The sequence below is a fragment of the Synechococcus sp. BIOS-U3-1 genome, from assembly GCF_014279975.1.
In the GTDB taxonomy this organism is placed as follows: domain Bacteria; phylum Cyanobacteriota; class Cyanobacteriia; order PCC-6307; family Cyanobiaceae; genus Synechococcus_C.
The window spans coordinates 1,952,093-1,975,291 of sequence record NZ_CP047936.1 but is presented as its reverse complement, the minus strand read 5'-3'; the positions used below and the strand labels follow the sequence as shown (position 1 = coordinate 1,975,291).

Genomic DNA, 23,199 nt, shown 5'->3' with positions numbered 1-23,199 from the left:
GGAACGGTTATCTGCCCTCTTTTGGCGCACACCCTGGTCATCGTTGAGAGCCCCACCAAGGCCCGCACCATCCGTGGATTCCTCCCTAAGGACTTCCGGGTGGAAGCCTCCATGGGGCATGTGCGTGATCTTCCCAATAACGCCAGTGAGATTCCAGCGGCTCAGAAGGGGCAGAAGTGGGCCAATCTCGGCGTTAACACCGAGTCCGATTTTGAGCCCCTTTACGTGGTTCCGAAGGACAAGAAAAAAACGGTCAAGGAGCTGAAGGACGCCCTTAAAGGCGCAGATCAGCTTTTGCTGGCGACTGATGAAGACCGCGAAGGCGAAAGCATCAGCTGGCATTTGTTGCAGCTGCTTGCGCCAAAGGTTCCGGTGAAGCGAATGGTCTTTCACGAGATCACCAAGGAGGCGATTGGGCGCGCTCTTGACCAGACCCGTGAGCTGGACATGGAACTTGTGCATGCCCAGGAAACACGACGAATCCTCGACCGGTTGGTGGGCTACACCCTCTCGCCTCTGTTGTGGAAGAAGGTCGCCTGGGGCCTGTCTGCGGGTCGTGTGCAGTCCGTGGCTGTGCGTTTGCTGGTGCAACGGGAACGCGCACGACGGGCATTCCGCAGCGGCAGTTATTGGGACCTCAAGGCTGGCCTTGAGCAGGCTGGCAGTCGCTTTGACGCCAAGCTCACCCAGCTCGAGGGACAGCGCATTGCCACCGGCAATGACTTTGATGAAAACACCGGTGAACTCAAGGCTGGAAGCAAGGTTCGCCTTCTCAGTGAGAGCGATGCCCTGACCTTGTCCGAGACGGTCAAGTCGGTGGCATGGAGCGTCACGTCCGTTGAAGAAAAACCCACGGTTCGACGTCCCGTTCCGCCGTTCACGACCAGCACCCTGCAGCAGGAGTCGAACCGCAAGCTCCGGCTTTCTGCCCGCGAAACGATGCGTTGCGCTCAGGGTCTTTATGAGCGTGGTTTCATCACCTACATGCGCACCGATTCGGTGCATCTCTCTGATCAGGCGATCAGCGCTGCTCGCAGCTGTGTGGAATCGCGATATGGCAAGGACTATCTGAGCAAGGGCCCCAGGCAGTTCAGTACAAAGTCCCGAAACGCACAGGAAGCTCACGAAGCGATTCGCCCTGCCGGAGAGAGTTTTCGTGCTCCACAAGAGACGGGCCTTGATGGCAGGGACCTAGCCCTCTATGAGTTGATCTGGAAGCGCACCGTCGCCAGTCAGATGGCTGAGGCCCGCCTCACCATGCTGTCTGTTGATCTGAGTGCCGCTGATGCGGTGTTCCGTGCCAGTGGAAAGCGCATTGATTTTCCGGGGTTCTTCCGTGCCTATGTGGAGGGCAGCGATGATCCCGATGCGGCACTGGAAGGCCAGGAAGTGCTGCTGCCAGCCCTCAATCAGGGAGATTCTCCCAACCTGAAAGACGTTGAGGCGCTTGGCCATCAGACCCAGCCTCCAGCACGTTTCTCGGAAGCTTCCCTGGTGAAGATGCTCGAGAAGGAAGGAATCGGCAGGCCCTCCACCTATGCCTCGATCATTGGAACGATCGTTGATCGCGGCTATGCCGCGCTCCAGAACAATTCGCTTACGCCCAGCTTCACCGCCTTTGCGGTGACTGCGCTGCTCGAGGAGCACTTCCCAGATCTGGTTGACACTTCCTTCACCGCCAGGATGGAGAACACCCTCGATGAGATTTCTCATGGGAAGGTGCAGTGGTTGCCTTACCTAGAGAGCTTCTACAAGGGGAACGAGGGGTTGGAATCCCAGGTGCACCTGCGAGAGAGCGATATCGACCCCGGAGCCTCGCGCACGATCGACCTCGAGGGACTTCCCTGTGTGGTCAGGATTGGCCGCTTTGGTGCCTATCTCGAAGCCAAACGTGTTGGTGATGACGGTGAGGAGGAGCTGATCAAGGCCACCCTGCCTCGCGAGATCACCCCTGCTGATCTCGATCACGATCAGGCTGAGCTCATCCTTAAGCAAAAGGCGGATGGGCCTGAGGCCTTAGGTGAAGACCCCGAAACGGGAGATCTTGTTTACCTGCTGTTCGGTCAATACGGGCCCTATGTGCAGCGTGGGCAGGTGAGTGATGAGAACCCCAAGCCCAAGCGGGCTTCGCTCCCTAAGGGTGTGAAGCCGGAGGACCTCAGCCTCGATGACGCTCTCGGCCTGTTGCGACTGCCCAGGTTGCTCGGAGAGCACCCTGATGGTGGCAAGGTCCAGGCAGGACTCGGTCGTTTCGGCCCCTATGTGGTCTGGGACAAGGGCAAGAGTGAGAAGGACTATCGCTCTCTGAAAGGCGATGACGATGTTCTCGCTGTGGGACTCAGCCGTGCTCTTGAGCTGCTGGCCATGCCCAAACGCGGTCGAGGTGGTCGTACTGCGCTCAAGGATCTCGGTAAGCCCGAGGGCAGTGAAGAGTCAGTGCAGGTCTATGACGGCCCCTACGGTCTCTACGTGAAGCAGGGCAAGGTCAACGCTTCTCTTCCCGAAGGGAAGGGGGCTGATGACATCACCCTTGAGCAGGCGGTAGAGCTGTTGGAGGCCAAGGCCGCCAGCAAGAAGGGTGGCCGTAAGGCTTCCACTACTAAGAAACCTGCAGCCAAGAAACCTGCAGCCAAGAAACCTGCAGCCAAAAAAGCTGCAGCCAAGAAGCCTGCAGCGAAAAAGCCTCCTGCTACAACGAAGTCAGGGCGCTTACGAGCGAGTGCCGTGCGCGTGATTCGCCCAGCCGAGTCCTGATGGGCACCAGGCTTTTTGTCCTGTTGTTGCCTTTGCTGATGCTGCTGCAGGCTTGTGATGGCACACCCTTCGGCCAGAGGCTTTCTGAAAGTTTTGACTCTCAGGCAGGGGAGGTCAGCCCAGCTGGCACCCAGGATGACCCAGACGACAGCGTTTCAGACACTCGCGTGGTTGCTGGCAAGGACGAGCAGCAGATCAAGGCCAAGGTCAAAGCCAAAGACAAAGAAAAGCCCAAAGTCAAAGTCGATGAAGATGAGGACTCCACCGAATCTGAACGCGTGCCTGAACGTGAACAACCGGCGGCAAGGGCTGATTCGAGCAATAGCACTGAGCTGAGGTCCACTCCGGAGCGCACCCTGCCGTATCGCATCATGATTCGCCTGTCAGCAGCAGATCCAGCGGCTCCCGCGGAGGCTGTCACAGAGGCTCTCAGGCGTGCTGGTATCGGTTTTGAAGTGGAGACCATCGAAAAAGCGCCCGTCAGCGATCGCAATCAGCCCTCCAACCTCCGGCAGAAGCCTGCTTCCTGATGCGACCAGCTCTCAGCCATCGCCAGGCCTTGCGGATGATGGAATCCTCTTACTTAGCGGCCGCGGCTGCCTTGATCTGGCTCGCGCTGTACTACCTCCCGGTCGGAGGAGCTCTGTTCCGCCTTGCCTTGCCTCTGCCACTTGCTCTGCTGGCAGTCCGACGCGGTGCCCGTGCCGGGATCGAAGGCCTTGGGGTGGCGATTCTTCTACTGATCACCTTGATGGGACCGGTTCGCGGACCCTTGATGCTGTTTCCTTATGGCCTTCTGTCGATATGGCTCGGCTGGTGTTGGCTGCATCGCTGCAGTTGGTGGCTGAGCTGGGGAATCGGCTTGCTGATCGGCGCTGCTGGGTTTCTTGTGAGGGTCGTTGCGCTCTCTTTGCTGGTGGGTGAAAACCTTTGGGTGATCATCACTCGAGCCGGTGCTGGCCTGCTGGACAGATTGTTGGAATTGCTGCAGTTACCTCTTGCCCCTGATTTGTTGCTGGTTCAGCTGATGGCTCTCGCTTTGGTGCTCATTCAGCAGCTCGTGTACGTCCTCGCTCTCCACGCGCTTGCTTACTGGATCTTTCCCCGATTGCAGGCCCCTGTGCCTGACCCTCCCCTGCTGCTTCATGGACTGGTGGCCCTCGACCCCCTCTGACCCGCAGTTCGGGGTGCGTCGTCTCACCGGGTCGCCCCCTTCGGTCGAGGCAACACGCTTTGCAGGCCTCTGGAGTGACCCTGCCCAACCGCTGCCGGATCTGATGCTGGTGCTCGCGTCCACTAGGACCGCAGAACAACCAGGAATCTCCGCGGCTGGCTGCACCCCAGCAGCACGTCGCACAACGGCTCTGGCCGATGCGGAACTGCTGCTGAAGGGGCCATCCGTTCCTCCGCTCTGGTGCCTGCCACCTCTTCCCGCGGGGGTCTCACCAGCCTTGATCAGCTGGGTGGTCTGCGAGCTCCTCGGTCTCGATCCGCAGGTCGCCGCTCTCGGATTGCCGATGCCACCACAATTTCCCCATCTCCGCTTTGAGGATCCACGTTTGGGTCCTGCTGGGTGTGTCTCCAGCGGCCTTGCGATGCAAGCCGAACGGGTGCAGCAGTTGTTGGACCGCGGTCGGTGGCTGGGACAACGACTGCGTCGACCGTTGCTGCTGGCGGAATGTGTTCCCGGCGGCACCACTACAGCTCTCGCCGTGTTGACCGGTCTGGGATTGCCTGTGCAGGCACTGGTTAGTGGCAGTGCTCTGCATCCGCCCATGGCGCTCAAGCAGCGGTTGGTGAGCGAGGGTCTTTCTCGTCTCTCTTGCCAACCACACGTCGATGTTCAGGACTTGCTCTCGGCAGTCGGTGATCCTTTTCAGGCCCTCGCCACGGGGCTTTTGATCGGCGTGCTCGATTCGGAACAGCCTGTTTTACTGGCCGGCGGCAGTCAGATGGCAGCGGTGCTTGCGTTGGCGCTTCATGCACTTCCAGCAGACCGTCGTCAGCAGCTCTGCGATCGCGTTCTGATTGGGACAACTGCATGGCTTGCCGCGGAGTGTCTCCAGCCCGCCACGCCGGCTTCTTCCCTGATGATGTTGCTCAGCAACCTGGAGCAGCACTACTCCGTATCCCTTCAGGCCTATGCCGCGGGTCTGCGCTTCTCAGCAAGCCGCCACTCCCGCTTGCGCGACTTTGAGCAGGGTCATGTGAAAGAAGGGGTGGGTGCCGGTGGCCTGGCCCTTCTGGCTCAATGGAGAGGTGTTTCCGTCGACACTTTGGTGCAGTCCTGTGATCGGGCCGTCGATCAGTTGATCGCAGCTGGCCATGAGGGCACTACCGCCCCGTAGGTTCGGATCATGAAGCCTGTTGTCGTTCCGGCGCCATTGTTGAACCGTCGTCGGTTTCTCCAGTTCGCTGCTGTGACAGCAGCGGCGGGGCTCAGTGGCTGCAGCCGGGGAGGATCGGTCCCAACGCTGCGTGCAGCGCCTGAGAGTTTGCCCTCGATCTGGCGTCGTGATCTGCCCGCACCATGGCGTTTCGGTGCGCTCTCAAGTGAGACCCTTCTGGACAGTCCGTGGCCGCTGCCAACGGACATGCTGGCTCTGACTGACGGCTGGTTGTCGGTGATCAGCCCTGAGCGTTTGCAGGCGGTCGCCACTGATGCTCTTCAGTCGAAAATTGGTCCTCTTGGACAACGCTTTCTCAATGAGGCCTCCCCGGTTTGGAGGCGTCTGTTGTTGCCGGTGGCCTTCAGCCCGTGGGTCATGGTGGTCCGGCGAGATGGGACGAATGCTCCTGCTCCAGATGCCGGCTGGGACGCACTGCTCGACTCTGCAGTGCAGGGCAAGCTGCTGCTGCCCTCCAGTCCGAGGCTGCTGATTTCACTCGCCGAGAGGATGGGTGGTAGTGACGCTCTGCGTCGCCTTCGTGCTGCGGCTCTCAGTTTTGACGACCGTTTCGCAATGAACTGGCTGCTGCAGGGCGATGCCAGGTGTGCCGTGCTGCCGCTGCAGCGCTGTATGGCGGCTCTCCAGCGTGATCCCAGACTCATTGCTGTGCTGCCTGAGCAGGGTGCACCACTGCACTGGACGCTGCTGGTTCGACCTTCCCAGACCGCTGAACCCATCCCCCAGGAATGGGTGCTGAAGGCCTGGAAGCAACCTTTGCTGTCAAGATTGTTAGCTCAGGGCTGGATTCCGCCGCTGTCCAGGGATGAGCTTGTCGGAGCGGTGGGTCGGATTCCCCTCCGACTACGCCCTTTTGTGCTTCCGCAGGAATCGGTCTGGGCGCAGAGCTGGATGTTGTTGCCACCTGATGCTGCCGAGCAGCAACGTTTGCAGCAGCTCTGGAAGGCGTCAGCCCCATAGCCGCCGTCGCGGTGCCGCTGCCAGAAGTCGATGGGTGTCGGCCAGCAGCTCTGGGATCGGTAGCTGGTGAGGGCAGCGCGGCAGGCAGTCACCGCAGCGGTCGCATTGGCTCGCATCGATCGTTTCCCACCAGTGCCCAGCTCGGCCAATCAAGTTGTAGCGCTCTCCGGCGAATTCCATCAGGTCATGGCCGTTGGCGAGATTGCGCAACCTCAGCAGCTCGGGGATCGGGACGTCGTTGGGGCATGGCAGGCAGGCACGGCACTGGCCGCAGAGCTCATGGCCAAGCCGACTCTCACGCTGCTGCTCAAGGTGAGCGAGAACTCTTTGCTCCTCGAGATCCAATGGACCGCCGCTGGCTGCCAGCGATCGAGCCAATTTGAGGTCTGCGGCGCTCTGGGCTCCTACGGTGAGTGTGCTGACGCCAGCCGCAAGTAGAAAGCGATAGGCCAGCTGCAAAGGCTGGAACGGACTGCAGTCAGCTACCAGCAGCTCACTCGGTGCCTGCAGTCGACCACCCTTGTCAGCCGGAGAAATCGCAAGTACGCCCATGGATCTCGCTAGGGCCTGCTGTGCCAGTGGCATGCGCGTGGGGTCCAGCAGATGCAGATGCAGGCAACAGAACCTGAAGCGGCCACTGGCGATTGCACGCTCGATCAGGGCATTGGACCCGTGGCTGCTGAAGCCCACCTGGCGAACCCTGCCGCTGGCGAGGGCCCACTCGATCAGCTTGGCTCCTTCGCCGTAAAGCGCCCAGTCGAGATGGCAGTCCAGGTTCAGGCCATGAATGGCCAGATTGTCCAGCGTGTCGATCCCGAGTCTGCTGAGGCTGGACTCCAGAGCCTCACGCCCAGAGAGAAAGCTCTGCCCCGGAAGCAGCTTGCTGGTGATCACCCAGCCACCGTCGGCGGGTGATGCGCCCTCCTTGATCAGCTGTGCCAAGGCCTTGCCTAGAAAAGCTTCAGCAGGCCCATAAGCAGGTGCAGTTTCGAGATGGTTGATGCCAGCCGCAAGAGCTGCGCGTAACAGCTGCAGCATCTGTTGCGGAGACTGGACGGCGCGCATGGTGCCGAGCGTGAACAGGCTCACATCGGCTCCATCACCGAATGAGCGACGCAGAACAGGACGGGGGAGTGTGCTGCTCAAGGGGCCGGGGTGTCGCCTTGGGCGTCCCTGGAATCCCCAGGCTGGCGCGATTCCAGGTGGCGTCCTAGGGCGGCGGGACTGATCCCGTCTAGGAAGCGACGGAATTCATCTCGATCTTCTGCATCCGCTTCGGCATCCACGGCAATTGAGGCTTCCGCGACGACTTCTTCAAGCATCCAGATGCTGCTGCCGGTGCGAATAGCCAGTGCGATCGCATCACTGGGGCGTGCATCAATCTCTAGGAGGTTGTCATCCCCGTCGACAACAGTCTCAACTGCATCCACTACGGCAGAGACGGTGTCGCTGTCGAGATCACTGTCACGAAGCCGCAGTACGGCCCGGAACGTGCTGTCTTCGATCGCATGAATGATCACGCGCTCCAGCTGCAATCCCCCTGCATCCAGCAATGCAGCCATCAGGTCATGGCTGAGGGGCCTGGGCTGAGGCGTGCCATTGAGGCCGGCCATGATGTTGTGCGCTTGAGCCTGATCGATCCAGATCGGCACCTGTCGACGTCGCGATGGGTCCCGCAGCAGCACAATTGGACTGCGGTTGCTGGCATCCAGGGCGATTCCCGCCACGCTCATCTCGATCAAGTACGGCTCCGCCGCTATCTCGATTATGACCAGTGCAAGGGAAGGAGATGGGCAATGTTCACGGGGTTGGTCCAGGCGGTGGGTCAGGTCGAACGACGCGGTCGCGCTCTGCTCGTTGACGGCTGTAGTGCTTTCGCTCCATTGCACCTTGGTGACAGCGTCGCCGTGGACGGTGTTTGCCTCACAGTGGCATCACTGGTGGGTGACGGTTTTCTCGCGGATGTGAGTGAGGAGACGCTTCAGCGCACCACTCTCGGGGCGAAGGCCGCTGGAGGAGGATCTGTAAATCTCGAACCTGCTCTTCGTCTGTCTGACCGATTGGGAGGACATCTCGTGAGCGGCCATGTGGACGGCATCGGTGAGGTGGTCGCCGTGGAGTCTCTGCCCCAGTCATGGCATTTGGAACTGCGCTGGCGAGATGCGGACTTCGGCCGCTACATCTGCGACAAGGCCAGTGTTGCGGTGAATGGCATCAGCCTCACAGTGGCGGGTTGCGCTGATGCCGGGGCGCGGTTCTGGCTCGCTGTGATTCCACATACGTGGTCGGTCACAGCCCTTCGTGATCTGCAGGTTGGCGATGAGGTCAACCTCGAGATCGATCTGCTGGCTCGTTATACGGAGCGGCTCATCAGTGCCAGTGGCTCCAAGGACGGAATACCACCAATTAGTGCCGCCTGGCTTGCAGAGCACGGCTGGGGTTGAGCGGCGACCACAACAACATGGCGGGATTGGTTAGGTCTCAATACCTTTCGGATGTTGTTCACTCTGAACTGTTCATGAATTCCGAGGACCGCTCCGAATCCCTGGGCACCTTCAAAGCCTTCTCGATCGCAGAGGGCATTCTTCTGATTGTTTTGGGCGTCCTGGCCCTGATTTTCCCAGTTGTCGCTTCGTTCTGGACCACAGGCGTGATTGCCGTTTTGTTTCTCGTCGGCGGTGTAGTCGGCTGGATCAGCAACCTGGCTCGTTCCCGCCGGATGGGTCGCTGGATCTGCTTCTGGCGTTTGGTTGTGTCCACGCTGTTCCTCGTGGCCGGTGGCTCGATGATCAGTAACTTCCGTGATCCCGGTGAAGCCGCTGAGCAGGTGGTTGCGTTCGCCTTGGCTATTGGCATCGTCTTCATCGTCGAGGGCGTTGTGGCCTTCTTCAACGGACTGGCCAACAGCGGTCAACCTGGTGCAGGATGGGCTATCGCCAATGGAGTGATCACCTTCATTCTTGGCCTGCTGATCGTCACCCTCAAGTTCTGGGGTCTGCTCTGGGTGCTCGGAACGCTGGTGGGCATCAGCTTCCTATTCAGCGGAATCGAGCTGATCGCATTCAGCTCCAGCATCAATGACGGCCAGGATCCACCTGCGATCGCGTGAACCACTCAGCCTGAATCAACAGGCTGACGCAAAAACCAAGGAGCAGCCAATAGCTGTCTCCTTGGCTGAGCGGTTGAGTTGGTCGATGTCCTAACTCTTGAGTCAGATGGACTCGGCGAGAGGCAGAAGCGTGATCGTGCCGGAATCCTTGTTCAGTTCAATTTTGAATTCCTGGCCAGGTACAAGGTCAAGGCGTTTGGTATACGCGTGGCCGATCAGAAGGTTGCCGTTGCCATGAACGCGTGTGCGGAATTCGGCCTGACGTCCTCGGCTGCCTCCTCCTGCACCGCCATTGCTGGAGGGAAGCTTGTAACCCTTGGCTTCCACTAGGGCTCTGTAAAAACTTTTGCGCATCAGGCGGCCACTCGGGCCGACGTAACCGCAGCCCCGGGCGATCTCATCTTCAGGGCGGTTGCTGAGAGCCCGCGCCTTGTTCAGTAATTCCTCTCCAACCAGCATGTCTATCGGAAAAGACACATCAATTCTGACCCCAGATTGCAACCTGGGCAAGAATTTCGTCGAATTTCCTTCACTTGATTCGAGTCGATGCTCGTCAGATCAGGTAGAGAATCACAAACAGAATGACCCAGATTCCATCCACGAAATGCCAATAGAGCTCGGCTGCCTCGAGCGGGAAATGATTGTTGGCGCTGATACGACCTGAAGGTGTACGGCATTGCCACCACACAATCAGAATCATCAGTGTCCCCAGGGTCACGTGTAATCCGTGGAAGCCCGTGAGGGCATAAAAAGTACTGGCGTAGAGATTGTCGGCGAGGCCGAAGGGCAAGGTGAAGTACTCCACCATTTGGCTGGCGAGAAAGGCCATGCCGAGCATTGCGGTCAGCATCAGCCAAAGCCGGCAGCGTTCGTTCTGCTGTCTACGCAGGTTCACGCCAGCGCGGTGAAAGGTTGCGCTGCTCACCAACAGCAAAACGGTGTTGAGCGTTGGCAGAGGCAGTTCAAGCTCATAGATCGCACCTGGCATCAACGGATTCACCGCCTTAAAAGTGAGATAGGCAGCGAAGAATCCGGCGAACGTCATGGCGTCAGCCACCAAGAAGGTGGCCAAACCAAACATGCGGTGATCCGGGTGTTCAGATCCGTGGTCTGAGTCATGATCATCCACGTGATCGAGCTGAGCGTTTTGAGGTGTGAGTGATGTCATTGACCGTTTCTCCAAAGATCACTGCCGCTGGCAGAGTTCAGATCGATTTCGTCGGCAGGGGTGCCGTAGCCGTAGGGATGGGTCACCAGAGGGGGATCTCCTTTCCAGTTCTCGACCGGTGGTGGCGATGATGTCAGCCACTCAGGAGTGAGTGCCCTCCATGGGTTGTCACCTGCGATGGCACCGGAAAAGGCACTGGCGATCACATTCCAGAGAAAAGGAAGGGTGCTGATGGCCATCAGCAGTGCTCCTGCGCTGCTGATCTGATTAACGAACTCAAACTGTGGGTCGTATTCGGCAACCCGTCGTGGCATGCCGTTCAAGCCAAGCCAGTGCTGGGGAGCAAAGCAGAGGTTGAAGCCAACGAAGGTCAGTAGAAAATGCAAACGCCCGAGATGCTCATCGAGCATGCGTCCGATGATTTTGGGGTACCAGTGATAGATCGAAGCAAAAATCACAAACACCGAGCCTCCGTAGACGATGTAGTGGAAATGGGCAACAACGAAGTAGGTGTCATGAACGTGAACGTCAAATGGAACCTGTGCGAGGGCAACACCGGTGATTCCCCCGAGTACGAAGTTCACAATGAAGCCACAAGAAAACAGCACAGCACTGTTCAGACTGATTCGACCTCCCCAAAGTGTGGCCAGCCAGTTGAAGAATTTGATTCCGGTGGGAACTGCGATGAAGGCTGTCGCAATGGTGAAGAACAGACGCATCCAGGGTGGAGTGCCACTTGTGAACATGTGATGAGCCCACACCACCAATCCAAGAACAACGATGGCCATGATCGAATACACCATTGTTGTGTATCCGAATAGGGGTTTTCTGCAGTGAACCGGAAGAATTTCACTCACCAAGCCAAAGGCAGGTAGCACCATGATGTAAACAGCTGGGTGAGAGTAGAACCAGAAAAGATGTTGGTAAACAACAACATTTCCTCCCATACCAGGATTGAAAAAACCAGTGTGAGCAACAATATCGAAGCTCAGCATGATGAGTGTTCCTGCGAGAACTGGAGTAGAGAGAACAACGAGAATGCTGGTGCCAAGCATCGCCCAGCAGTACATCGGAAGCTGCATCAGTTTCAGTCCAGGGCGACGAAGTTTGAGTATTGTCGCGATGAAATTAATGCCGCCGAAGATTGAACTCCCGCCTAGAAGAAGAACACTCAGAATCCAGATAATCTGACCAGTAGCAGGTGTTGTGATGCTGAGTGGTGGATACGCTGTCCAGCCCGACTGAGCAGCACCCGTGATGAAATAGCTGCTGATGAGCATTAGTCCTGCTGGAGGAATGAGCCAAAAAGCAACTGCATTCAGTCGGGGATAGGCCATATCCCTGGCTCCCACATAGAAGGGGATTAGATAATTTCCGAAGGCCCCGTTGACTACTGGGACGATCCAGAGAAAGATCATCACGGTTCCGTGCAGGGTGAGGATCTGGTTGTAAACATCCCTGGCCATGAAGTCTGAAACCGGACTCAGCAGTTCTGTTCGAATCGCGCCGGCCATTGCGCCACCGATCAGATAGAAGGCAAATCCGCAAACGAGATACTGAAGGCCGATCACCTTGTGGTCGACGCTGAAGCTCAGATAGCGAAGCCATCCTGTCGGCTGAAGAGGAGGTAACGCTGGCGCTGTTTTCTGGGGAGCTGTGATCGTCATGCTTCAGCAACGGGGGGCTTTCGGTTGGACTGGAGCCAGGTGTCGAAGTCGTCGGTGCTATCGACTACGACGCTCGAACGCATGCCTCCGTGATATGGACCACAGAGCTCTGCGCAAACGATCGAGTAAGTCCCCGTGCGGGTCGGGGTGAAGTCGAGAACCGTCGGTTGCCCGGGGATCACGTCCTGCTTCAGGCGGAATTCAGGAATCCAGAAAGCATGAATCACGTCCTTGGCTTCCATCCGCAGTGAAACCGGTCGGTCGACAGGGACATGCATTTCTCCGGAAATGAAGTCTCCTTCTGGGTAATGGAAGAGGAATGCGAATTGCATCGCTGTCACCTCGATGGGCAATGGCGGAATTCCTGTCGCCGTTGCTGTCTGGGAATCCTGTGTTGAGCCAATGCCACCCCAGACGCGCTGATCACCAACTGTTTGCGAACCGTGGTTGCCATGGCCGAGTGGAACCATCCCGCCCATGCGTTCGTAGATGTCGTAGCTGTAAAGCCCAACGAAGAGAACGACGATCGCCGGCACTGCAGTCCAGAACACTTCGAGTGGAAGGTTGCCCTCCAGAGCCAATCCATCTCCGAGTTGTCCGGGGCGACGACGGAAACGTACAAGGCTGAAAACAATTAATCCGACTATTCCTATAAAAAGGATTGTGCCAATGCTGAACAAAACGCGAAACAGTTCGTCGTAAATCGGCGCATTGGCACTGGCATCAACTGGAAGAAGGTTGATGTTCTGGCCAATCCAAAGCCCCCCGAGCACGAGGAGCATCCCTAAAACCAGGGTGAGAATTGCTGAGGGGATGGGCACCCCGGACCTCAACTTGTGTTTCTTCAGGCTATGGAGGTTGGTTAATAATCACCACGCGTTGATTGTTAAGCAAGCCTGAAAATCCTTCGGCTTTTCTGAGTTCAAGGGCTGTCTTGTCAGCAAAGTCGCATCAAGTCTGAGATTGAAGATGTTGCACTCGGCTACACATCGTGCCGTTCTGATTCAGACGGCTACGTTCCGTGGATCACCATCTCCATTCGGAGTTTGCGTTGACTGCTTCGTCACTTAATCCGATTCGTCTTCGGCTAGCTCAGTTAGCTGCCCATCTTGTAGTGGCCCTCGTCGCTCTGGTGGTGATCGGAGGAGCGACGAGGGTCATGGAGGCAGGCCTTGCCTGTCCTGATTGGCCTCTTTGTTACGGCAGCTTGCTGCCTGGTCGTCAGATGAACGTCCAGGTTTTCCTCGAGTGGTTCCACCGACTCGACGCCTTTGTGGTCGGCCTGGCACTTCTGGTGCAGATGGCGGTCGTTTGGTGGTACCGCCGAGAGCTGCCTCGTTGGTTATTACCCCTTAGTGCGCTTCTGGTGCTGATGGTTGCTCTGCAAGGAGGTCTTGGAGCGCTCACGGTGTTGAAGCTGTTGCCTTCCGGTGTTGTCACAGCCCATCTGGCCCTGGCTCTTGCGCTAGTGATCACGGTCAGTGGTCTGACACAGACTCTTCTGTCAGAGCCCAAGTCCATTGCTGCTCCTCGCTGGTGGACTGTTTTCGGCTCATTGAGTGTGCTGGCGGTTTCTGCCCAGTGCCTGCTGGGTGCTGGCATGGCCACGTCGTGGGCTTCTCAGCGCTGTCTTGAAGCGGGTCAGTCTTGTCAGTGGCTGTACTGGCATCGTGCCGCGGCAACGCCGACAGCTCTCTGTGTGCTGCTGTTCGTACTGGTGGCCCTGCTCAGTGGGCGCTGGGGACGAGAGCAGTGGCCACTTTTATTAATGGCTCCTGTGCTGGTGGGCACACAGATCGGCCTTGGTGTCACGACGCTGCGTCTTGGCCTTTCACAGCCCGCAGTGACCGTGGCTCATCAGTTGGTGGCTTGTCTACTCGTTGCGGTTCTCGCAGGACTGACCTGCAGGCGTCAACCCACTTCATCAGATCCACTTCCCGTCGTTCTCGACTCTTCCGCCTTGGAGGCCTGTCATGGCTAGTTCCACCACAGCTGCACTCTCGGCTCCGCTCACTCGCGAGCAAATTGTTCCTTCGCGGAAGCGCGTCAAGCTTCCCCCTTGGCTTGAGGTGGCCAAGCCGCGACTAATTCCTCTGCTGCTGGCTACGACCCTCGGTGGGATGGCCTTAACCGAGGGCTGGCCACTCACCTCTCCGCGGCTGGCCTGCACGCTTGGTGGTGGCGCTCTTGCCGCAGCCGCCGCAGGCGTTCTTAACTGTCTCTGGGAGCAGGAACTGGATGGCCGCATGCAGCGCACAAGCGGCCGTGCTCTGCCTTCGGGTCGCCTGTCGCCCACAGCCGCTTTTGCCGGTGCAGTCTCCTGCACCTTGGCGGCGGCAACGCTGCTTGTGAGTGGGGTGAACTGTCTCGCTGCAGGGCTGTCGCTGCTTGGACTCTGCAGCTATGTGTTGCTATACACGGCAGTGCTGAAGCCAAGGACACCACAGAACATCGTGGTTGGCGGTGTCGCTGGTGCCATCCCTCCTCTGGTCGGTGCAGCGGCAGCTACTGGCCATGTGGGCCTAAGTGGTTGGTGGCTCTTTGCGCTTGTGATGGTCTGGACGCCGGCGCATTTCTGGGCTCTGGCCTTGCTCCTGCGCGATGACTATCGAGCGGTCGGCATCCCGATGCTGCCTGTGGTGAAAGGACCTGTCGTCACAGCTCGCGCCATTCGCCGTTATGGCTGGGCCACTGTTGTGATCAGCATGCTCGGAATCTGGGCGTTACCGGAGGGAGGTCTTTTCTATGGCCTGCTACTGCTTCCCTTCAACGGGCGTCTGCTTCAGATGATTGGCAAACTCGCCGAGGAGCCCGACAGCACTGATCGTGCCAAAGGACTGTTCCGCTGGTCGATTCTTTATCTCTTCGGGATCTGCTTGTTGCTGATTATCAGCCGTCTCTCCGCTGCTTCTCTGTTCGATCTTCAGCTCAGGGGATGGCTGATGACGCTGACTGCAGGGTTTCCTGGGATTGCTTCCTAGATTTCAAACGATTGTTTCCGTGGGTGGCATGTCACTGCTTGAGCTGGATCAACTGGAAAAGTCCTATGGGACTGTTTCAGCTCTGAGCGGACTCAGTTTGTCTGTTCCCTCAGGCTGCCTCTACGGATTGCTTGGGCCGAATGGAGCGGGAAAGACCACTGCATTGCGCATCCTGGCCACATTGCTTGCACCTGACCAAGGACGTGTTGTTGTTGCAGGAGTGGATGCGTTGCAGGAACCTCGAACGGTTCGCCAACTGATGGGGTATGTGGCTCAGGAGGTGGCGATTGACAAAATCCTTACTGGCCGCGAACTTCTGGCACTCCAGGGAGATCTCTATCACCTGCCACGGCAGGACCGGAACAACCGCATTGATCAGCTGGTGGATCGCATGTCGATGGGTGACTGGATTGACCGTCGCTGCGGTACCTATTCCGGCGGGATGAGACGGCGGTTGGATCTGGCCTGCGGACTCTTGCACCAACCTCAGCTGCTGGTTCTGGATGAGCCGACGGTCGGCCTTGATATTGAAAGTCGCGCTGTGATTTGGGAGGTGCTTCGAGACCTCCGCGATCAGGGAACCACGATTCTTTTGAGCAGTCATTATCTCGAAGAAGTGGAGGCTCTTGCTGATCGGATGGCGATCATCGATGCCGGCCGTGTGATTGCAGAAGGAGCGCCTGAAGTCCTGAAACAGCAGCTCGGTGGAGATCGGGTGACTCTGAGAGTGCGCGAATTCAGCGACCAGCCTGAGGCTGAGCGGGTGTGTGAACTTCTGGAAGTAGTAGATGGCGTGAGGCGGATCGTGATTAACCGCGCTCAGGGTTATTCGCTCAACCTCGTTGTCGATGGTGAGCATGTTCTTGCAACGCTGAAGCAGCAGTTGGCGAGTGAGGCCCTTGAAGTGTTCTCTCTGTCGCAGAGCCGTCCCAGTCTTGATGATGTGTATCTGCAGGCCACTGGCCGCACCCTGATGGATGCCGAGCTTGCCGTGGCAGGTCAGCGCGATCCCAAGCAAGAACGACGCCAGTCGATGCGTTGATGCCTCACCTGATGTTTTTTCTGTTTCTGTCTTGTCAATGACCAGTCCTGCCCTCGGTACAAGCTCCTCTAACGCCAACAAAAGCTCGGCAATTGCCGAGCTTTTGCAGGAAACATTCGCGCTCACGCGACGTCTGTTCCTTCAGCTGCAACGGCGTCCATCCACGTTGGTGGCCGGTGTGCTTCAGCCATTGATCTGGTTGGTTCTGTTCGGTGCTCTGTTCTCCCGTGCACCGGAGGGATTGCTGCCCGGAGGTATGAGCTACGGCCGTTTTCTCGGGGCGGGGGTGATCGTCTTCACTGCCTTCAGTGCTGCGCTCAATGCAGGACTTCCGGTGATGTTCGACCGTGAATTCGGCTTCCTGAACCGCTTGTTAGTTGCTCCGCTGCGCAGTCGCAGCTCGATTGTTCTGGCTTCTGTGATCTACATCACAACGTTGAGTCTTGTGCAGAGCCTCGCAATCATGCTCACCGCATCTCTGCTTGGTTATGGGTGGCCAGGAGCGGCTGGTCTGGTGTTGGTGATGGTGACGTTGCTGCTGTTGGTGTTCGCAGTCACAGCGTTGAGTCTTGGACTGGCGTTTGCCCTGCCAGGACACATTGAGCTGATTGCGGTGATCTTTGTAGCCAATCTGCCTCTGCTGTTCGCGAGCACGGCACTTGCCCCGCTGAGCTTCATGCCTCCCTGGCTGGGCTGGCTTGCATCGCTAAATCCCCTTACCTTCGCGATTGAACCCATTCGTGCCGCTTATGCCGGCCCGCTTGATCTGTCATCGGTTCTGTTGGAAGCGCCCTATGGCTCCGTCACCGGCACCACCTGTCTTTTGGTGTTGACGCTGCTGACGGCCGCTTTGTTCCTGCTGATCCGCCCTCTGCTCAATCGCAAGCTTGCCTGATTCCGTGAACCATTCCCCTTACCAGCATCAGGACCCTCGCCAAATCAGCCTTCAGCGCTTAATCGAACAGGCACTGCAAGAGGATGATCATTCCCTGTTGACCCGCCTCGAACTGCAGTGGGTTCATCGTTTCGGGGTCGAGTCTTTGCCAGAGGGTTTTGTGTCTTCTGAAGAAGCTTTACACCCATTCATGGCACAGCCAGCCGCTGAAGTTTGTCCGATCGCGTCGTCTGAATCGACTACGGCACTGGATGTTCAACCCGAAGGGGCCGAGGCTGTGCAATCTGAGATACCGATCAAAGGGGTGAACCGTTTCAGCTCGTTGTTGAAAAACTGCCTCGACGATGTGGGCCGCGTTGTTGATCCTGAAATCAGTCGCGACACGCCTGCCCCAAGTCTTCGGCCGGTTCCTGCAGCCGGTCCACAACGATTACGTCGCTGGTTGACACCCGTCAGCCAGCACGATCTGCCCAAGGCGTCCTGAGACGTCATGGTCGCCTCGTCCGCCAATCGCTTGTCCCGGGACCATCTCCAGCACGGCCTGATCGTTTCGGTGCAGGCCCCAGAGGGCTCTGCCATGCGTCATCCCGATGTCATCGCCGCCATGGCCGAAGCCAGTCTTCGCAATGGAGCGATTGGGGTCAGGCTTGAGAGTCCTGAGCACATTGGAGCTGTTCGGGAGCGTTGTCCGGATGCCCTGATCGTGGGTTTGTGGAAACGTTCCTTTCCTGACAGTTCGGTCTACATCACACCTCGATGGGAGGACATCAGAGCTGTCTGGGCAGCCGGTGCCGATGTCATAGCGCTGGATGCAACGGCACGTACGCGCCCCTCGGGTCAAGTGCTTGAGCAGCTGATCCAGCGAGCGAAAACGGAGCTCGGCGCAGCTCTGATGGCCGATATCGATAGCGTTGAGAACGGGCTGAAGGCTGCAACTCTCGGATGTGATTGGGTGGGGACGACCCTGTTTGGCTACACGGAAGACACCGCTCAGCTCTCTCCTCCAGCTATTGACCTGTTGCGTCCTTTAAGACAACAGCTTCCCGCCTCCACGCTGCTGGTGTGCGAGGGGGGGATCGCTTCGGCGGTGACCGCAGCTGATGCCATCCACGGTGGAGCCGACGCGGTGGTTGTCGGGACAGCCATCACAGGTGTGGATTTGCAGGTGGCGGCTTATTGCAGGCACCTCAAAAGGCAGACTGAGTGAGTCCCGCGAGACTCATGCCGTGTTGCGCCTCATCTCCTTCCCGGCAATGGTTGGTGGACTTGTTCTGGCTTTGCCTGTTGCGGGTCTACCGGTAGGTGAGCTCCAGGCTCTGAATAGGGAGCTCGGACATCTCTGCAGCAAGCCCCCGCGCGAAGCCCTCGCTGTTTGTCGGATTCACGCGCGCCTGGTTCAGGCTCTCTGAGCAGAGCTAGGCGCGCGTTAGCCGCTTCACATCATTCCAGGCATTCCCATGCCGCCCATACCACCCATGCCGCCCATACCACCCATGGGATCGCCACCGGGTGCAGCAGGAGCAGGGGGCTCAGGTTTGTCGGCAACCACCACTTCGGTGGTGATCAGCAGCGATGCAATCGAAACCGCATCCTGAAGTCCAAGGCGAACCACCTTGGCGGCATCAAGGATGCCTGCCTGCAGTAAATCCTCGTACTGGCCAGTCACGGCATTGAACCCCTGGCCGGAGCGTCTCACTTGCTCCACAACGATGTCTCCATTGGCGCCGGCGTTGATGGCGATCTGTTTGAGGGGAGCGCTGAGGGCGCGCTGGACAATCTCCACACCCGTTCGCTGATCTCCCCGCAGCTCAGCAGCAACGGAATCGAGGGTTCCTGCCAGTTGCAGCAATGTGGAACCACCCCCGGCAACAATTCCTTCTTCGACGGCGGCCCGTGTTGCATTCAGGGCATCCTCGATTCGCAGCTTGCGATTTTTGAGCTCGGTCTCGGTGGGTGCTCCCACCTTGATCACCGCAACACCACCAGCAAGTTTGGCAATGCGTTCGGTGAGCTTCTCCCGGTCGTATTCCGACTCGGTGTTCTCAAGTTCACGCCGAATGGAGGCCACACGCTCCGACACTGCGTCACTGCTGTCCTCGCCAGCAACGATTGTCGTGCTTTCCTTGCTGATTGTGATTCGGCGGGCGCGGCCGAGATCGGCGAGTGTGACCTTCTCGAGGGTCATCGCGCGGTCTTCGCTAATCACTGTGCCGCCGGTCAGGATGGCGATGTCTGCCAAAGCTGCTTTGCGGCGCTCACCAAACGATGGGGCCCGAACAGCTGCAACCTGCAGAACGCCGCGATTTTTGTTCACCACCAAGGTGGCAAGAGCTTCCCCATCCACCTCTTCGGCCAAAACCACAAGGGGAGATCCCGACTGCTGAACGGCTTCCAGCACGGGCACCAGGTCGGCCACTGCACTCACCTTGCGGTCAGTCAGTAACAGCAGTGCGTTGTCGAACTCGCAGATCTGGCGGTCGCCGTCGGTCACGAAATACGGGGAGCTATAGCCACGATCGAAGGCCATGCCTTCGGTGACATCGAGCTCAGTGGCCAGTGATTTGGACTCCTCGACGGTGATCACCCCGTCGACGCTGACCTTGTCCATCGCTTCCTTCACCATTTGGCCCACTTCTTCATCGCCGCCGGCGCTGACTGTGGCCACCTGATGGATGGCATCACCACTCACGGCCTGGCTCCGCTCAGCCAAGCCTTTAACGACATGTTCAACAGCGGCTTCCATGCCACGGCGAAGTTCGATCGGGCTTGCTCCGGCTGCCGTGTTGCGGAGTCCTTCCTCCACCATCGCTTGTGCCAGAACGGTTGCTGTGGTGGTGCCGTCTCCGGCCTTGTCCTTGGTCTTGGATGCCACCTGCTGGATCAGCTTGGCGCCGATGTTTTCGAAGGGATCCTCGAGCTCGATCTCCTTCGCGATCGTGTCGCCGTCATTGACGATGTCTGGTGCTCCGAACGATTTCTCGAGCACCACGTTGCGACCGCGTGGGCCGATCGTGACGCGCACCGCATCGGCAAGAGCATTCATGCCGCGCTCCAGAGAAGCGCGGGATTCATCCGAAAAACTGAGAAGCTTGGCCATGATCGACACTTACCCGACCGTCAATGTCCCATAACGACTGGACTCTTGACACGGTGCAAGAAGTGGGGAAAGCCGAATCACGGCCCGCTGAATCTCTGTCGGAGGGGGTAACGCTCGTTAGCGTTGCCATATGGGCAATTCAGGAGCACTTTTCTTTGTTCTACTGACCGGCCTGGCCGGAATGATGGCTTTGGTCTATGTGCCATTGCGTATCTTTTTGACCGCAACAGAGCGCAGTCGCAGATTCAGATTGCTGCAGCGGATTCGCAAACTCAGGGATGAATTGGGGCAGCCACTTGAGCGTTGACGCAGCAAGTCGGCTCTGAGCGTGTTCAGCCCATCACCATGCCGCCGTCCACCTGCAGAACCTGCCCGGTGATGTAGGCAGCAGCAGGGTCAGCGGCCAGAAACCGCACAGCCCCGGCGACCTGTTCGGGGGTTCCGAACTGTCCAAGTGGGATAGCGGCAAGGATGCCCTCCGCTTCAAGGTCCTTGGTCATGTCGGTGGCAATGAAGCCAGGAGCCACTGCATTCACGGTGATACCGCGGCTGGCCATCTCCTTGGCGGTGCTTTTGGTGAATCCAACGACTCCGGCTTTGGCTGCGGCGTAATTGGACTGGCCGGCGTTGCCCATTAGGCCCACGACAGAGGTGATGTTGATGATCCGGCCGCTTTTCTGCTTGAGCATCGGACGAGTCACAGCTCTGGTGCAGAGGAACACGCCACTCAGGTTCAGATTGATGACTGCCTGCCAGTCTTCGGTCTTCATGCGCATCAGCAGACCGTCGCGGGTGATGCCAGCGTTATTGACCAAAACATCGATTTTTCCACTCCGTTCGATCACGGTCTTGATCAGACCGTTGACAGCCTCCTCGTCGGCCACATTGGCTTGAAGGGCATAGGCCTCACCTCCAGTTTCCTTGATCTCACTGACCACAGCATTGGCTGCATCAGGTGAGCTGGAATAATTCACGACCACCTCAGCACCGGCTTCAGCCAGGGCAAGGGCAACGGCGCGACCGATTCCACGGCTGGCGCCAGTCACCAGAGCGATCTGGCCATCGAGGGTGCGGATGCTGCTCATGCAAGGACCTGTGACCGGCTGATCGTACGGACCTGCAGGACCAGCTTTCATTCATTCGTTTGCATGCCTCGCATCGTTTCCACTGCGTCGATGGCATCGCCAAGAATCTGACGAAGATCCTGCAGTTGCTGCTTGCTTCCCATCACCACAAGCATTTGGCCTGGGGCCAGGGTGACTTCGCCATTGGGATTGGCCAACAAGGTGTTGTTGTCACGGATGGCGAGCACCATGGCTCCGGTGCGTCGCGCCAGGTCCAGTTCCTGCAGGCTGCGGTGGGCAATCTGACTCATCAGCAGGGGGTCTTCACTGAGGCGGAATTCCTCGATTTCACAGTCGGATCCTGCTAACAAATCCGTGAAGTCGACCGCTAGTGGTCGCAGGGCCGTTGTCGCCATCAGCCGACCACCAGCCACGTAAGGGCTCACCACCACACTGGCGCCAGCCAGTTCAAGCTTCGCCGCTGCTTCCTCGCTGTCAGCACGCGCGATGAGACGACATCGCTGTTCAAGCCCCCGGGCGCTCAAAATCACGTAGAGATTGGCTGCATTGCTCGGCAGTGCAGTCACCAGACTTCGGCAACGGTCCAGCCCGGCTTCCATCAGTGTTTCGTCCAAGGTGGCATCGGCTCGGAGCACGTTCAGGCCACGTTCTTCAGCCGCTTTTTGACGCAACGGGTCGAGTTCGACCACCAGCACCGTTGCTTTTTCGAGCAGCAGCTGCTCGCCGATTTCACGACCGATCCTGCCGTAGCCGCAAAGAATGACGTGGTCTTGCATGCGCCGCAGCATCCGGCGAAACCTCAGCTCCCGTACTTGACGGAAGTACCCGGATTCTGACAAGCCCAGAACACGCTGAATCGAAAGCTGAACAACCAGCAGTCCTCCGGCAATGATCAACACCGTGACCAACCGCCCCGGCTGGGAGAGAGGCTCCACTTCTCCGTAGCCAATGGTGCTGATCGTGATCAGCACCATCCAGAGGCAATCCCCCCAATCCCAACCTTCGGTGACTCGATAACCGATGGCTCCACCGAAGACCAACATGGTGAGTGCCAGCCCTGGCAGTAACCAGGGTTGTGCAAGCTGTCTTAGTTGAATGGGACGGCCACTGAGCAGAGCTTGTTGTCTGCTCCGCCTCGGGCGCCTCATCAGAAGCCGAGAGCCTGCATCACATCGGAGACCGAGAGTGTGGACAGATCTTCGCTGTCGAGCCTGCGAATCATCTCCCTCTCCGGAAGCTGGTCCGCTTTGGCACCCAGTGCAACCAGAGGCAGTCCGCAGTAGGTGGCCATCAACTGGGTAAGGGAACAACTGCTGAGCACCACATCAGCGCAGGCCACAGCCGCGGCCCGCTCAGCGACGGGTCGGTCGGTCGGCAGGACCAGGCTGCGCAACTGGGGCAGTTTGCTGCGAATAGTTTCCGGGAGTGAGGTCCAGCGTTCCTGAGGCCAGTCACCCGGGAAGGCTCCTGGCGCAAGCAGCAGCAGAGGGCCATCCCCAGGCGGCTGAGCACTGCGGGCTTTCTCCATAGCATCCGCAGGCAGGCTGAGGCGGAAGGCATCGGCATTAAGAGAAACGCCCATCGGGGACAGAAAGGCTTCAAGTTTCTGTGGCGTCCAGCCTGCTTCCACAGTGGCGGAGGCTGTACTGGCAAAGCCTTCCGTGGCTACCCGCATCGGGATATGACTCATGGACAGCATTAAATTCACCTGCCTACCTGTGGCGAAATTGAGGCATGCCTGGAAGTCAGGTTCCCTGACCAGGCCAAGAAGGTTGGCCCAATCCGAGAGGTTCGGATCCGCCTCGAACGGGAAGGGAATGACTTTCTTCACCGCCGGAAGCATGGTCCATAACCCGCGATGGGATGGATCGCAGGCCACCTGAAGGCTGGCCTCAAGCTGATCAGCGGCAGCAGCGAGAGCCGGCAGGCGCTCGAGCTGCTGCTGCAGGCTTCCGGGGCTAAGAGCGAGAACGCGCATGAACCAGCAGCACAGGTGGTGCGAGCTGATTGTATGGAGGCCGTTTCAGACTGCT

General features: G+C 58.5%; 24 protein-coding genes. 14 read left to right on the top strand and 10 right to left on the bottom strand.

Annotated elements, in window-relative coordinates:
* Positions 1 to 21 precede the first annotated feature (21 nt).
* From topA to SynBIOSU31_RS10780, 5 genes are read left to right on the top strand one after another with little or no spacing between them, the layout of a single operon-like run.
* Positions 22 to 2,754, top strand: coding sequence for a type I DNA topoisomerase (gene topA, locus SynBIOSU31_RS10800; protein WP_186489918.1), 2,733 nt, complete (start codon positions 22 to 24; stop codon positions 2,752 to 2,754).
* Positions 2,754 to 3,284, top strand: a complete 531-nt coding sequence (locus SynBIOSU31_RS10795) for a hypothetical protein (protein WP_186489917.1) — start codon at positions 2,754 to 2,756, stop codon at positions 3,282 to 3,284. Before topA ends, SynBIOSU31_RS10795 begins: the two co-directional genes overlap by 1 nt.
* Positions 3,284 to 3,928, top strand: coding sequence for a DUF2232 domain-containing protein (locus SynBIOSU31_RS10790; protein WP_186489916.1), 645 nt, complete (start codon positions 3,284 to 3,286; stop codon positions 3,926 to 3,928). The genes SynBIOSU31_RS10795 and SynBIOSU31_RS10790 overlap by 1 nt, the downstream gene beginning before the upstream one ends.
* Positions 3,900 to 5,102, top strand: coding sequence for a nicotinate-nucleotide--dimethylbenzimidazole phosphoribosyltransferase (locus tag SynBIOSU31_RS10785; RefSeq protein ID WP_186489914.1), 1,203 nt, complete (start codon positions 3,900 to 3,902; stop codon positions 5,100 to 5,102). Before SynBIOSU31_RS10790 ends, SynBIOSU31_RS10785 begins: the two co-directional genes overlap by 29 nt.
* A 9-nt stretch (positions 5,103 to 5,111) precedes the next feature.
* On the top strand, positions 5,112 to 6,122 hold the full coding sequence (locus SynBIOSU31_RS10780; RefSeq protein ID WP_186489912.1) for a twin-arginine translocation signal domain-containing protein: 1,011 nt from the start codon (positions 5,112 to 5,114) through the stop codon (positions 6,120 to 6,122).
* Here SynBIOSU31_RS10780 and SynBIOSU31_RS10775 read toward each other — a convergent pair.
* Positions 6,111 to 7,187, bottom strand: a complete 1,077-nt coding sequence (locus SynBIOSU31_RS10775; protein WP_186492995.1) for an aldo/keto reductase — start codon at positions 7,185 to 7,187, stop codon at positions 6,111 to 6,113. The genes SynBIOSU31_RS10780 and SynBIOSU31_RS10775 overlap by 12 nt on opposite strands.
* Before the next feature lie 77 nt (positions 7,188 to 7,264).
* Positions 7,265 to 7,855, bottom strand: a complete 591-nt coding sequence (locus tag SynBIOSU31_RS10770) for a bifunctional nuclease family protein (RefSeq protein ID WP_186492994.1) — start codon at positions 7,853 to 7,855, stop codon at positions 7,265 to 7,267.
* 63 nt (positions 7,856 to 7,918) lie between these two features.
* Between SynBIOSU31_RS10770 and SynBIOSU31_RS10765 the strand changes: the two genes are divergently transcribed.
* Together SynBIOSU31_RS10765 and SynBIOSU31_RS10760 are read left to right on the top strand one after the other, a co-directional pair.
* Complete coding sequence (locus SynBIOSU31_RS10765) at positions 7,919 to 8,566, top strand: riboflavin synthase (protein WP_186489910.1); 648 nt, start codon at positions 7,919 to 7,921, stop codon at positions 8,564 to 8,566.
* 74 nt (positions 8,567 to 8,640) lie between these two features.
* Positions 8,641 to 9,231: an HdeD family acid-resistance protein gene (locus tag SynBIOSU31_RS10760; RefSeq protein ID WP_186489908.1), complete on the top strand. Its 591-nt coding sequence runs from the start codon at positions 8,641 to 8,643 to the stop codon at positions 9,229 to 9,231.
* Between the two features lie 102 nt (positions 9,232 to 9,333).
* Here the strand turns inward: SynBIOSU31_RS10760 and SynBIOSU31_RS10755 are convergent, their stop codons facing one another.
* The 4 genes from SynBIOSU31_RS10755 to SynBIOSU31_RS10740 all read right to left on the bottom strand — a co-directional run bounded on the left by SynBIOSU31_RS10755 (position 9,334) and on the right by SynBIOSU31_RS10740 (position 12,887).
* Positions 9,334 to 9,690 carry an AbrB family transcriptional regulator gene (locus SynBIOSU31_RS10755; RefSeq protein ID WP_186489906.1) on the bottom strand — a complete coding sequence of 119 codons (357 nt, stop codon included), beginning with the start codon at positions 9,688 to 9,690 and terminating at the stop codon, positions 9,334 to 9,336.
* Positions 9,691 to 9,784: 94 nt separating this feature from the next.
* Complete coding sequence (locus tag SynBIOSU31_RS10750) at positions 9,785 to 10,399, bottom strand: cytochrome c oxidase subunit 3 (RefSeq protein ID WP_186489904.1); 615 nt, start codon at positions 10,397 to 10,399, stop codon at positions 9,785 to 9,787.
* Positions 10,396 to 12,066, bottom strand: coding sequence for a cytochrome c oxidase subunit I (ctaD, locus tag SynBIOSU31_RS10745; RefSeq protein ID WP_186489903.1), 1,671 nt, complete (start codon positions 12,064 to 12,066; stop codon positions 10,396 to 10,398). Before ctaD ends, SynBIOSU31_RS10750 begins: the two co-directional genes overlap by 4 nt.
* A complete protein-coding gene (locus SynBIOSU31_RS10740; protein WP_186489902.1) occupies positions 12,063 to 12,887 on the bottom strand; it encodes a cytochrome c oxidase subunit II in 825 nt (274 codons plus the stop codon). The genes ctaD and SynBIOSU31_RS10740 overlap by 4 nt, the downstream gene beginning before the upstream one ends.
* Before the next feature lie 230 nt (positions 12,888 to 13,117).
* On the opposite strand from SynBIOSU31_RS10740, the gene SynBIOSU31_RS10735 reads away from it, so the two are divergent.
* The 7 genes from SynBIOSU31_RS10735 to SynBIOSU31_RS10705 are packed head-to-tail and all read left to right on the top strand — an operon-like array spanning position 13,118 to position 18,393.
* Positions 13,118 to 14,047 carry a COX15/CtaA family protein gene (locus tag SynBIOSU31_RS10735; RefSeq protein ID WP_186489900.1) on the top strand — a complete coding sequence of 310 codons (930 nt, stop codon included), beginning with the start codon at positions 13,118 to 13,120 and terminating at the stop codon, positions 14,045 to 14,047.
* Entirely contained in the window at positions 14,040 to 15,047 is a 1,008-nt protein-coding gene (locus SynBIOSU31_RS10730; RefSeq protein WP_186489898.1) for a heme o synthase, read from the top strand. Before SynBIOSU31_RS10735 ends, SynBIOSU31_RS10730 begins: the two co-directional genes overlap by 8 nt.
* A 28-nt stretch (positions 15,048 to 15,075) precedes the next feature.
* The gene (locus SynBIOSU31_RS10725; RefSeq protein ID WP_186489896.1) at positions 15,076 to 16,089 is read left to right on the top strand and encodes an ABC transporter ATP-binding protein; all 1,014 of its coding nucleotides are present in this window, start codon (positions 15,076 to 15,078) and stop codon (positions 16,087 to 16,089) included.
* A gap of 37 nt (positions 16,090 to 16,126) precedes the next feature.
* On the top strand, positions 16,127 to 16,984 hold the full coding sequence (locus SynBIOSU31_RS10720) for an ABC transporter permease (protein ID WP_186489893.1): 858 nt from the start codon (positions 16,127 to 16,129) through the stop codon (positions 16,982 to 16,984).
* A gap of 4 nt (positions 16,985 to 16,988) precedes the next feature.
* Positions 16,989 to 17,468 (top strand): hypothetical protein, encoded by a 480-nt coding sequence (locus SynBIOSU31_RS10715; RefSeq protein WP_186489884.1) that lies wholly within the window; start codon positions 16,989 to 16,991, stop codon positions 17,466 to 17,468.
* A 6-nt stretch (positions 17,469 to 17,474) separates the two neighbouring features.
* On the top strand, positions 17,475 to 18,191 hold the full coding sequence (locus tag SynBIOSU31_RS10710) for an N-acetylmannosamine-6-phosphate 2-epimerase (RefSeq protein ID WP_186489882.1): 717 nt from the start codon (positions 17,475 to 17,477) through the stop codon (positions 18,189 to 18,191).
* Between the two features lie 19 nt (positions 18,192 to 18,210).
* On the top strand, positions 18,211 to 18,393 hold the full coding sequence (locus SynBIOSU31_RS10705) for a hypothetical protein (RefSeq protein ID WP_186489881.1): 183 nt from the start codon (positions 18,211 to 18,213) through the stop codon (positions 18,391 to 18,393).
* A 26-nt stretch (positions 18,394 to 18,419) separates the two neighbouring features.
* On the opposite strand, the gene groL is transcribed toward SynBIOSU31_RS10705, so the two are convergent.
* The 4 genes from groL to SynBIOSU31_RS10685 all read right to left on the bottom strand — a co-directional run bounded on the left by groL (position 18,420) and on the right by SynBIOSU31_RS10685 (position 23,144).
* Complete coding sequence (groL, locus tag SynBIOSU31_RS10700) at positions 18,420 to 20,081, bottom strand: chaperonin GroEL (RefSeq protein ID WP_186489879.1); 1,662 nt, start codon at positions 20,079 to 20,081, stop codon at positions 18,420 to 18,422.
* A 332-nt stretch (positions 20,082 to 20,413) separates the two neighbouring features.
* Positions 20,414 to 21,166, bottom strand: coding sequence for a 3-oxoacyl-[acyl-carrier-protein] reductase (gene fabG, locus SynBIOSU31_RS10695; RefSeq protein WP_186489874.1), 753 nt, complete (start codon positions 21,164 to 21,166; stop codon positions 20,414 to 20,416).
* Positions 21,167 to 21,213: 47 nt separating this feature from the next.
* Positions 21,214 to 22,314 carry a potassium channel family protein gene (locus SynBIOSU31_RS10690; protein WP_186489871.1) on the bottom strand — a complete coding sequence of 367 codons (1,101 nt, stop codon included), beginning with the start codon at positions 22,312 to 22,314 and terminating at the stop codon, positions 21,214 to 21,216.
* Positions 22,314 to 23,144 carry a glycosyltransferase family 9 protein gene (locus SynBIOSU31_RS10685; RefSeq protein WP_186489869.1) on the bottom strand — a complete coding sequence of 277 codons (831 nt, stop codon included), beginning with the start codon at positions 23,142 to 23,144 and terminating at the stop codon, positions 22,314 to 22,316. Before SynBIOSU31_RS10685 ends, SynBIOSU31_RS10690 begins: the two co-directional genes overlap by 1 nt.
* Positions 23,145 to 23,199 lie beyond the last annotated feature (55 nt).

What these genes read in the sequence shown, in the direction of transcription:
- SynBIOSU31_RS10790 (WP_186489916.1), top strand. Translation starts at nt 3,284, where the DNA reads ATGCGACCAGCTCTCAGCCATCGCCAGGCCTTGCGGATGATGGAATCC.
- ctaD (WP_186489903.1), bottom strand. Translation starts at nt 12,066, where the DNA reads ATGACGATCACAGCTCCCCAGAAAACAGCGCCAGCGTTACCTCCTCTT.
- SynBIOSU31_RS10795 (WP_186489917.1), top strand. Translation starts at nt 2,754, where the DNA reads ATGGGCACCAGGCTTTTTGTCCTGTTGTTGCCTTTGCTGATGCTGCTG.
- SynBIOSU31_RS10690 (WP_186489871.1), bottom strand. Translation starts at nt 22,314, where the DNA reads ATGAGGCGCCCGAGGCGGAGCAGACAACAAGCTCTGCTCAGTGGCCGT.
- SynBIOSU31_RS10685 (WP_186489869.1), bottom strand. Translation starts at nt 23,144, where the DNA reads ATGCGCGTTCTCGCTCTTAGCCCCGGAAGCCTGCAGCAGCAGCTCGAG.
- SynBIOSU31_RS10750 (WP_186489904.1), bottom strand. Translation starts at nt 10,399, where the DNA reads ATGACATCACTCACACCTCAAAACGCTCAGCTCGATCACGTGGATGAT.
- SynBIOSU31_RS10775 (WP_186492995.1), bottom strand. Translation starts at nt 7,187, where the DNA reads ATGCGCGCCGTCCAGTCTCCGCAACAGATGCTGCAGCTGTTACGCGCA.
- fabG (WP_186489874.1), bottom strand. Translation starts at nt 21,166, where the DNA reads ATGAGCAGCATCCGCACCCTCGATGGCCAGATCGCTCTGGTGACTGGC.
- SynBIOSU31_RS10725 (WP_186489896.1), top strand. Translation starts at nt 15,076, where the DNA reads ATGTCACTGCTTGAGCTGGATCAACTGGAAAAGTCCTATGGGACTGTT.
- SynBIOSU31_RS10770 (WP_186492994.1), bottom strand. Translation starts at nt 7,855, where the DNA reads ATGAGCGTGGCGGGAATCGCCCTGGATGCCAGCAACCGCAGTCCAATT.
- SynBIOSU31_RS10780 (WP_186489912.1), top strand. Translation starts at nt 5,112, where the DNA reads ATGAAGCCTGTTGTCGTTCCGGCGCCATTGTTGAACCGTCGTCGGTTT.
- SynBIOSU31_RS10710 (WP_186489882.1), top strand. Translation starts at nt 17,475, where the DNA reads ATGGTCGCCTCGTCCGCCAATCGCTTGTCCCGGGACCATCTCCAGCAC.
- SynBIOSU31_RS10785 (WP_186489914.1), top strand. Translation starts at nt 3,900, where the DNA reads ATGGACTGGTGGCCCTCGACCCCCTCTGACCCGCAGTTCGGGGTGCGT.
- SynBIOSU31_RS10765 (WP_186489910.1), top strand. Translation starts at nt 7,919, where the DNA reads ATGTTCACGGGGTTGGTCCAGGCGGTGGGTCAGGTCGAACGACGCGGT.
- SynBIOSU31_RS10730 (WP_186489898.1), top strand. Translation starts at nt 14,040, where the DNA reads ATGGCTAGTTCCACCACAGCTGCACTCTCGGCTCCGCTCACTCGCGAG.
- groL (WP_186489879.1), bottom strand. Translation starts at nt 20,081, where the DNA reads ATGGCCAAGCTTCTCAGTTTTTCGGATGAATCCCGCGCTTCTCTGGAG.
- SynBIOSU31_RS10720 (WP_186489893.1), top strand. Translation starts at nt 16,127, where the DNA reads ATGACCAGTCCTGCCCTCGGTACAAGCTCCTCTAACGCCAACAAAAGC.
- SynBIOSU31_RS10760 (WP_186489908.1), top strand. Translation starts at nt 8,641, where the DNA reads ATGAATTCCGAGGACCGCTCCGAATCCCTGGGCACCTTCAAAGCCTTC.
- SynBIOSU31_RS10755 (WP_186489906.1), bottom strand. Translation starts at nt 9,690, where the DNA reads ATGCTGGTTGGAGAGGAATTACTGAACAAGGCGCGGGCTCTCAGCAAC.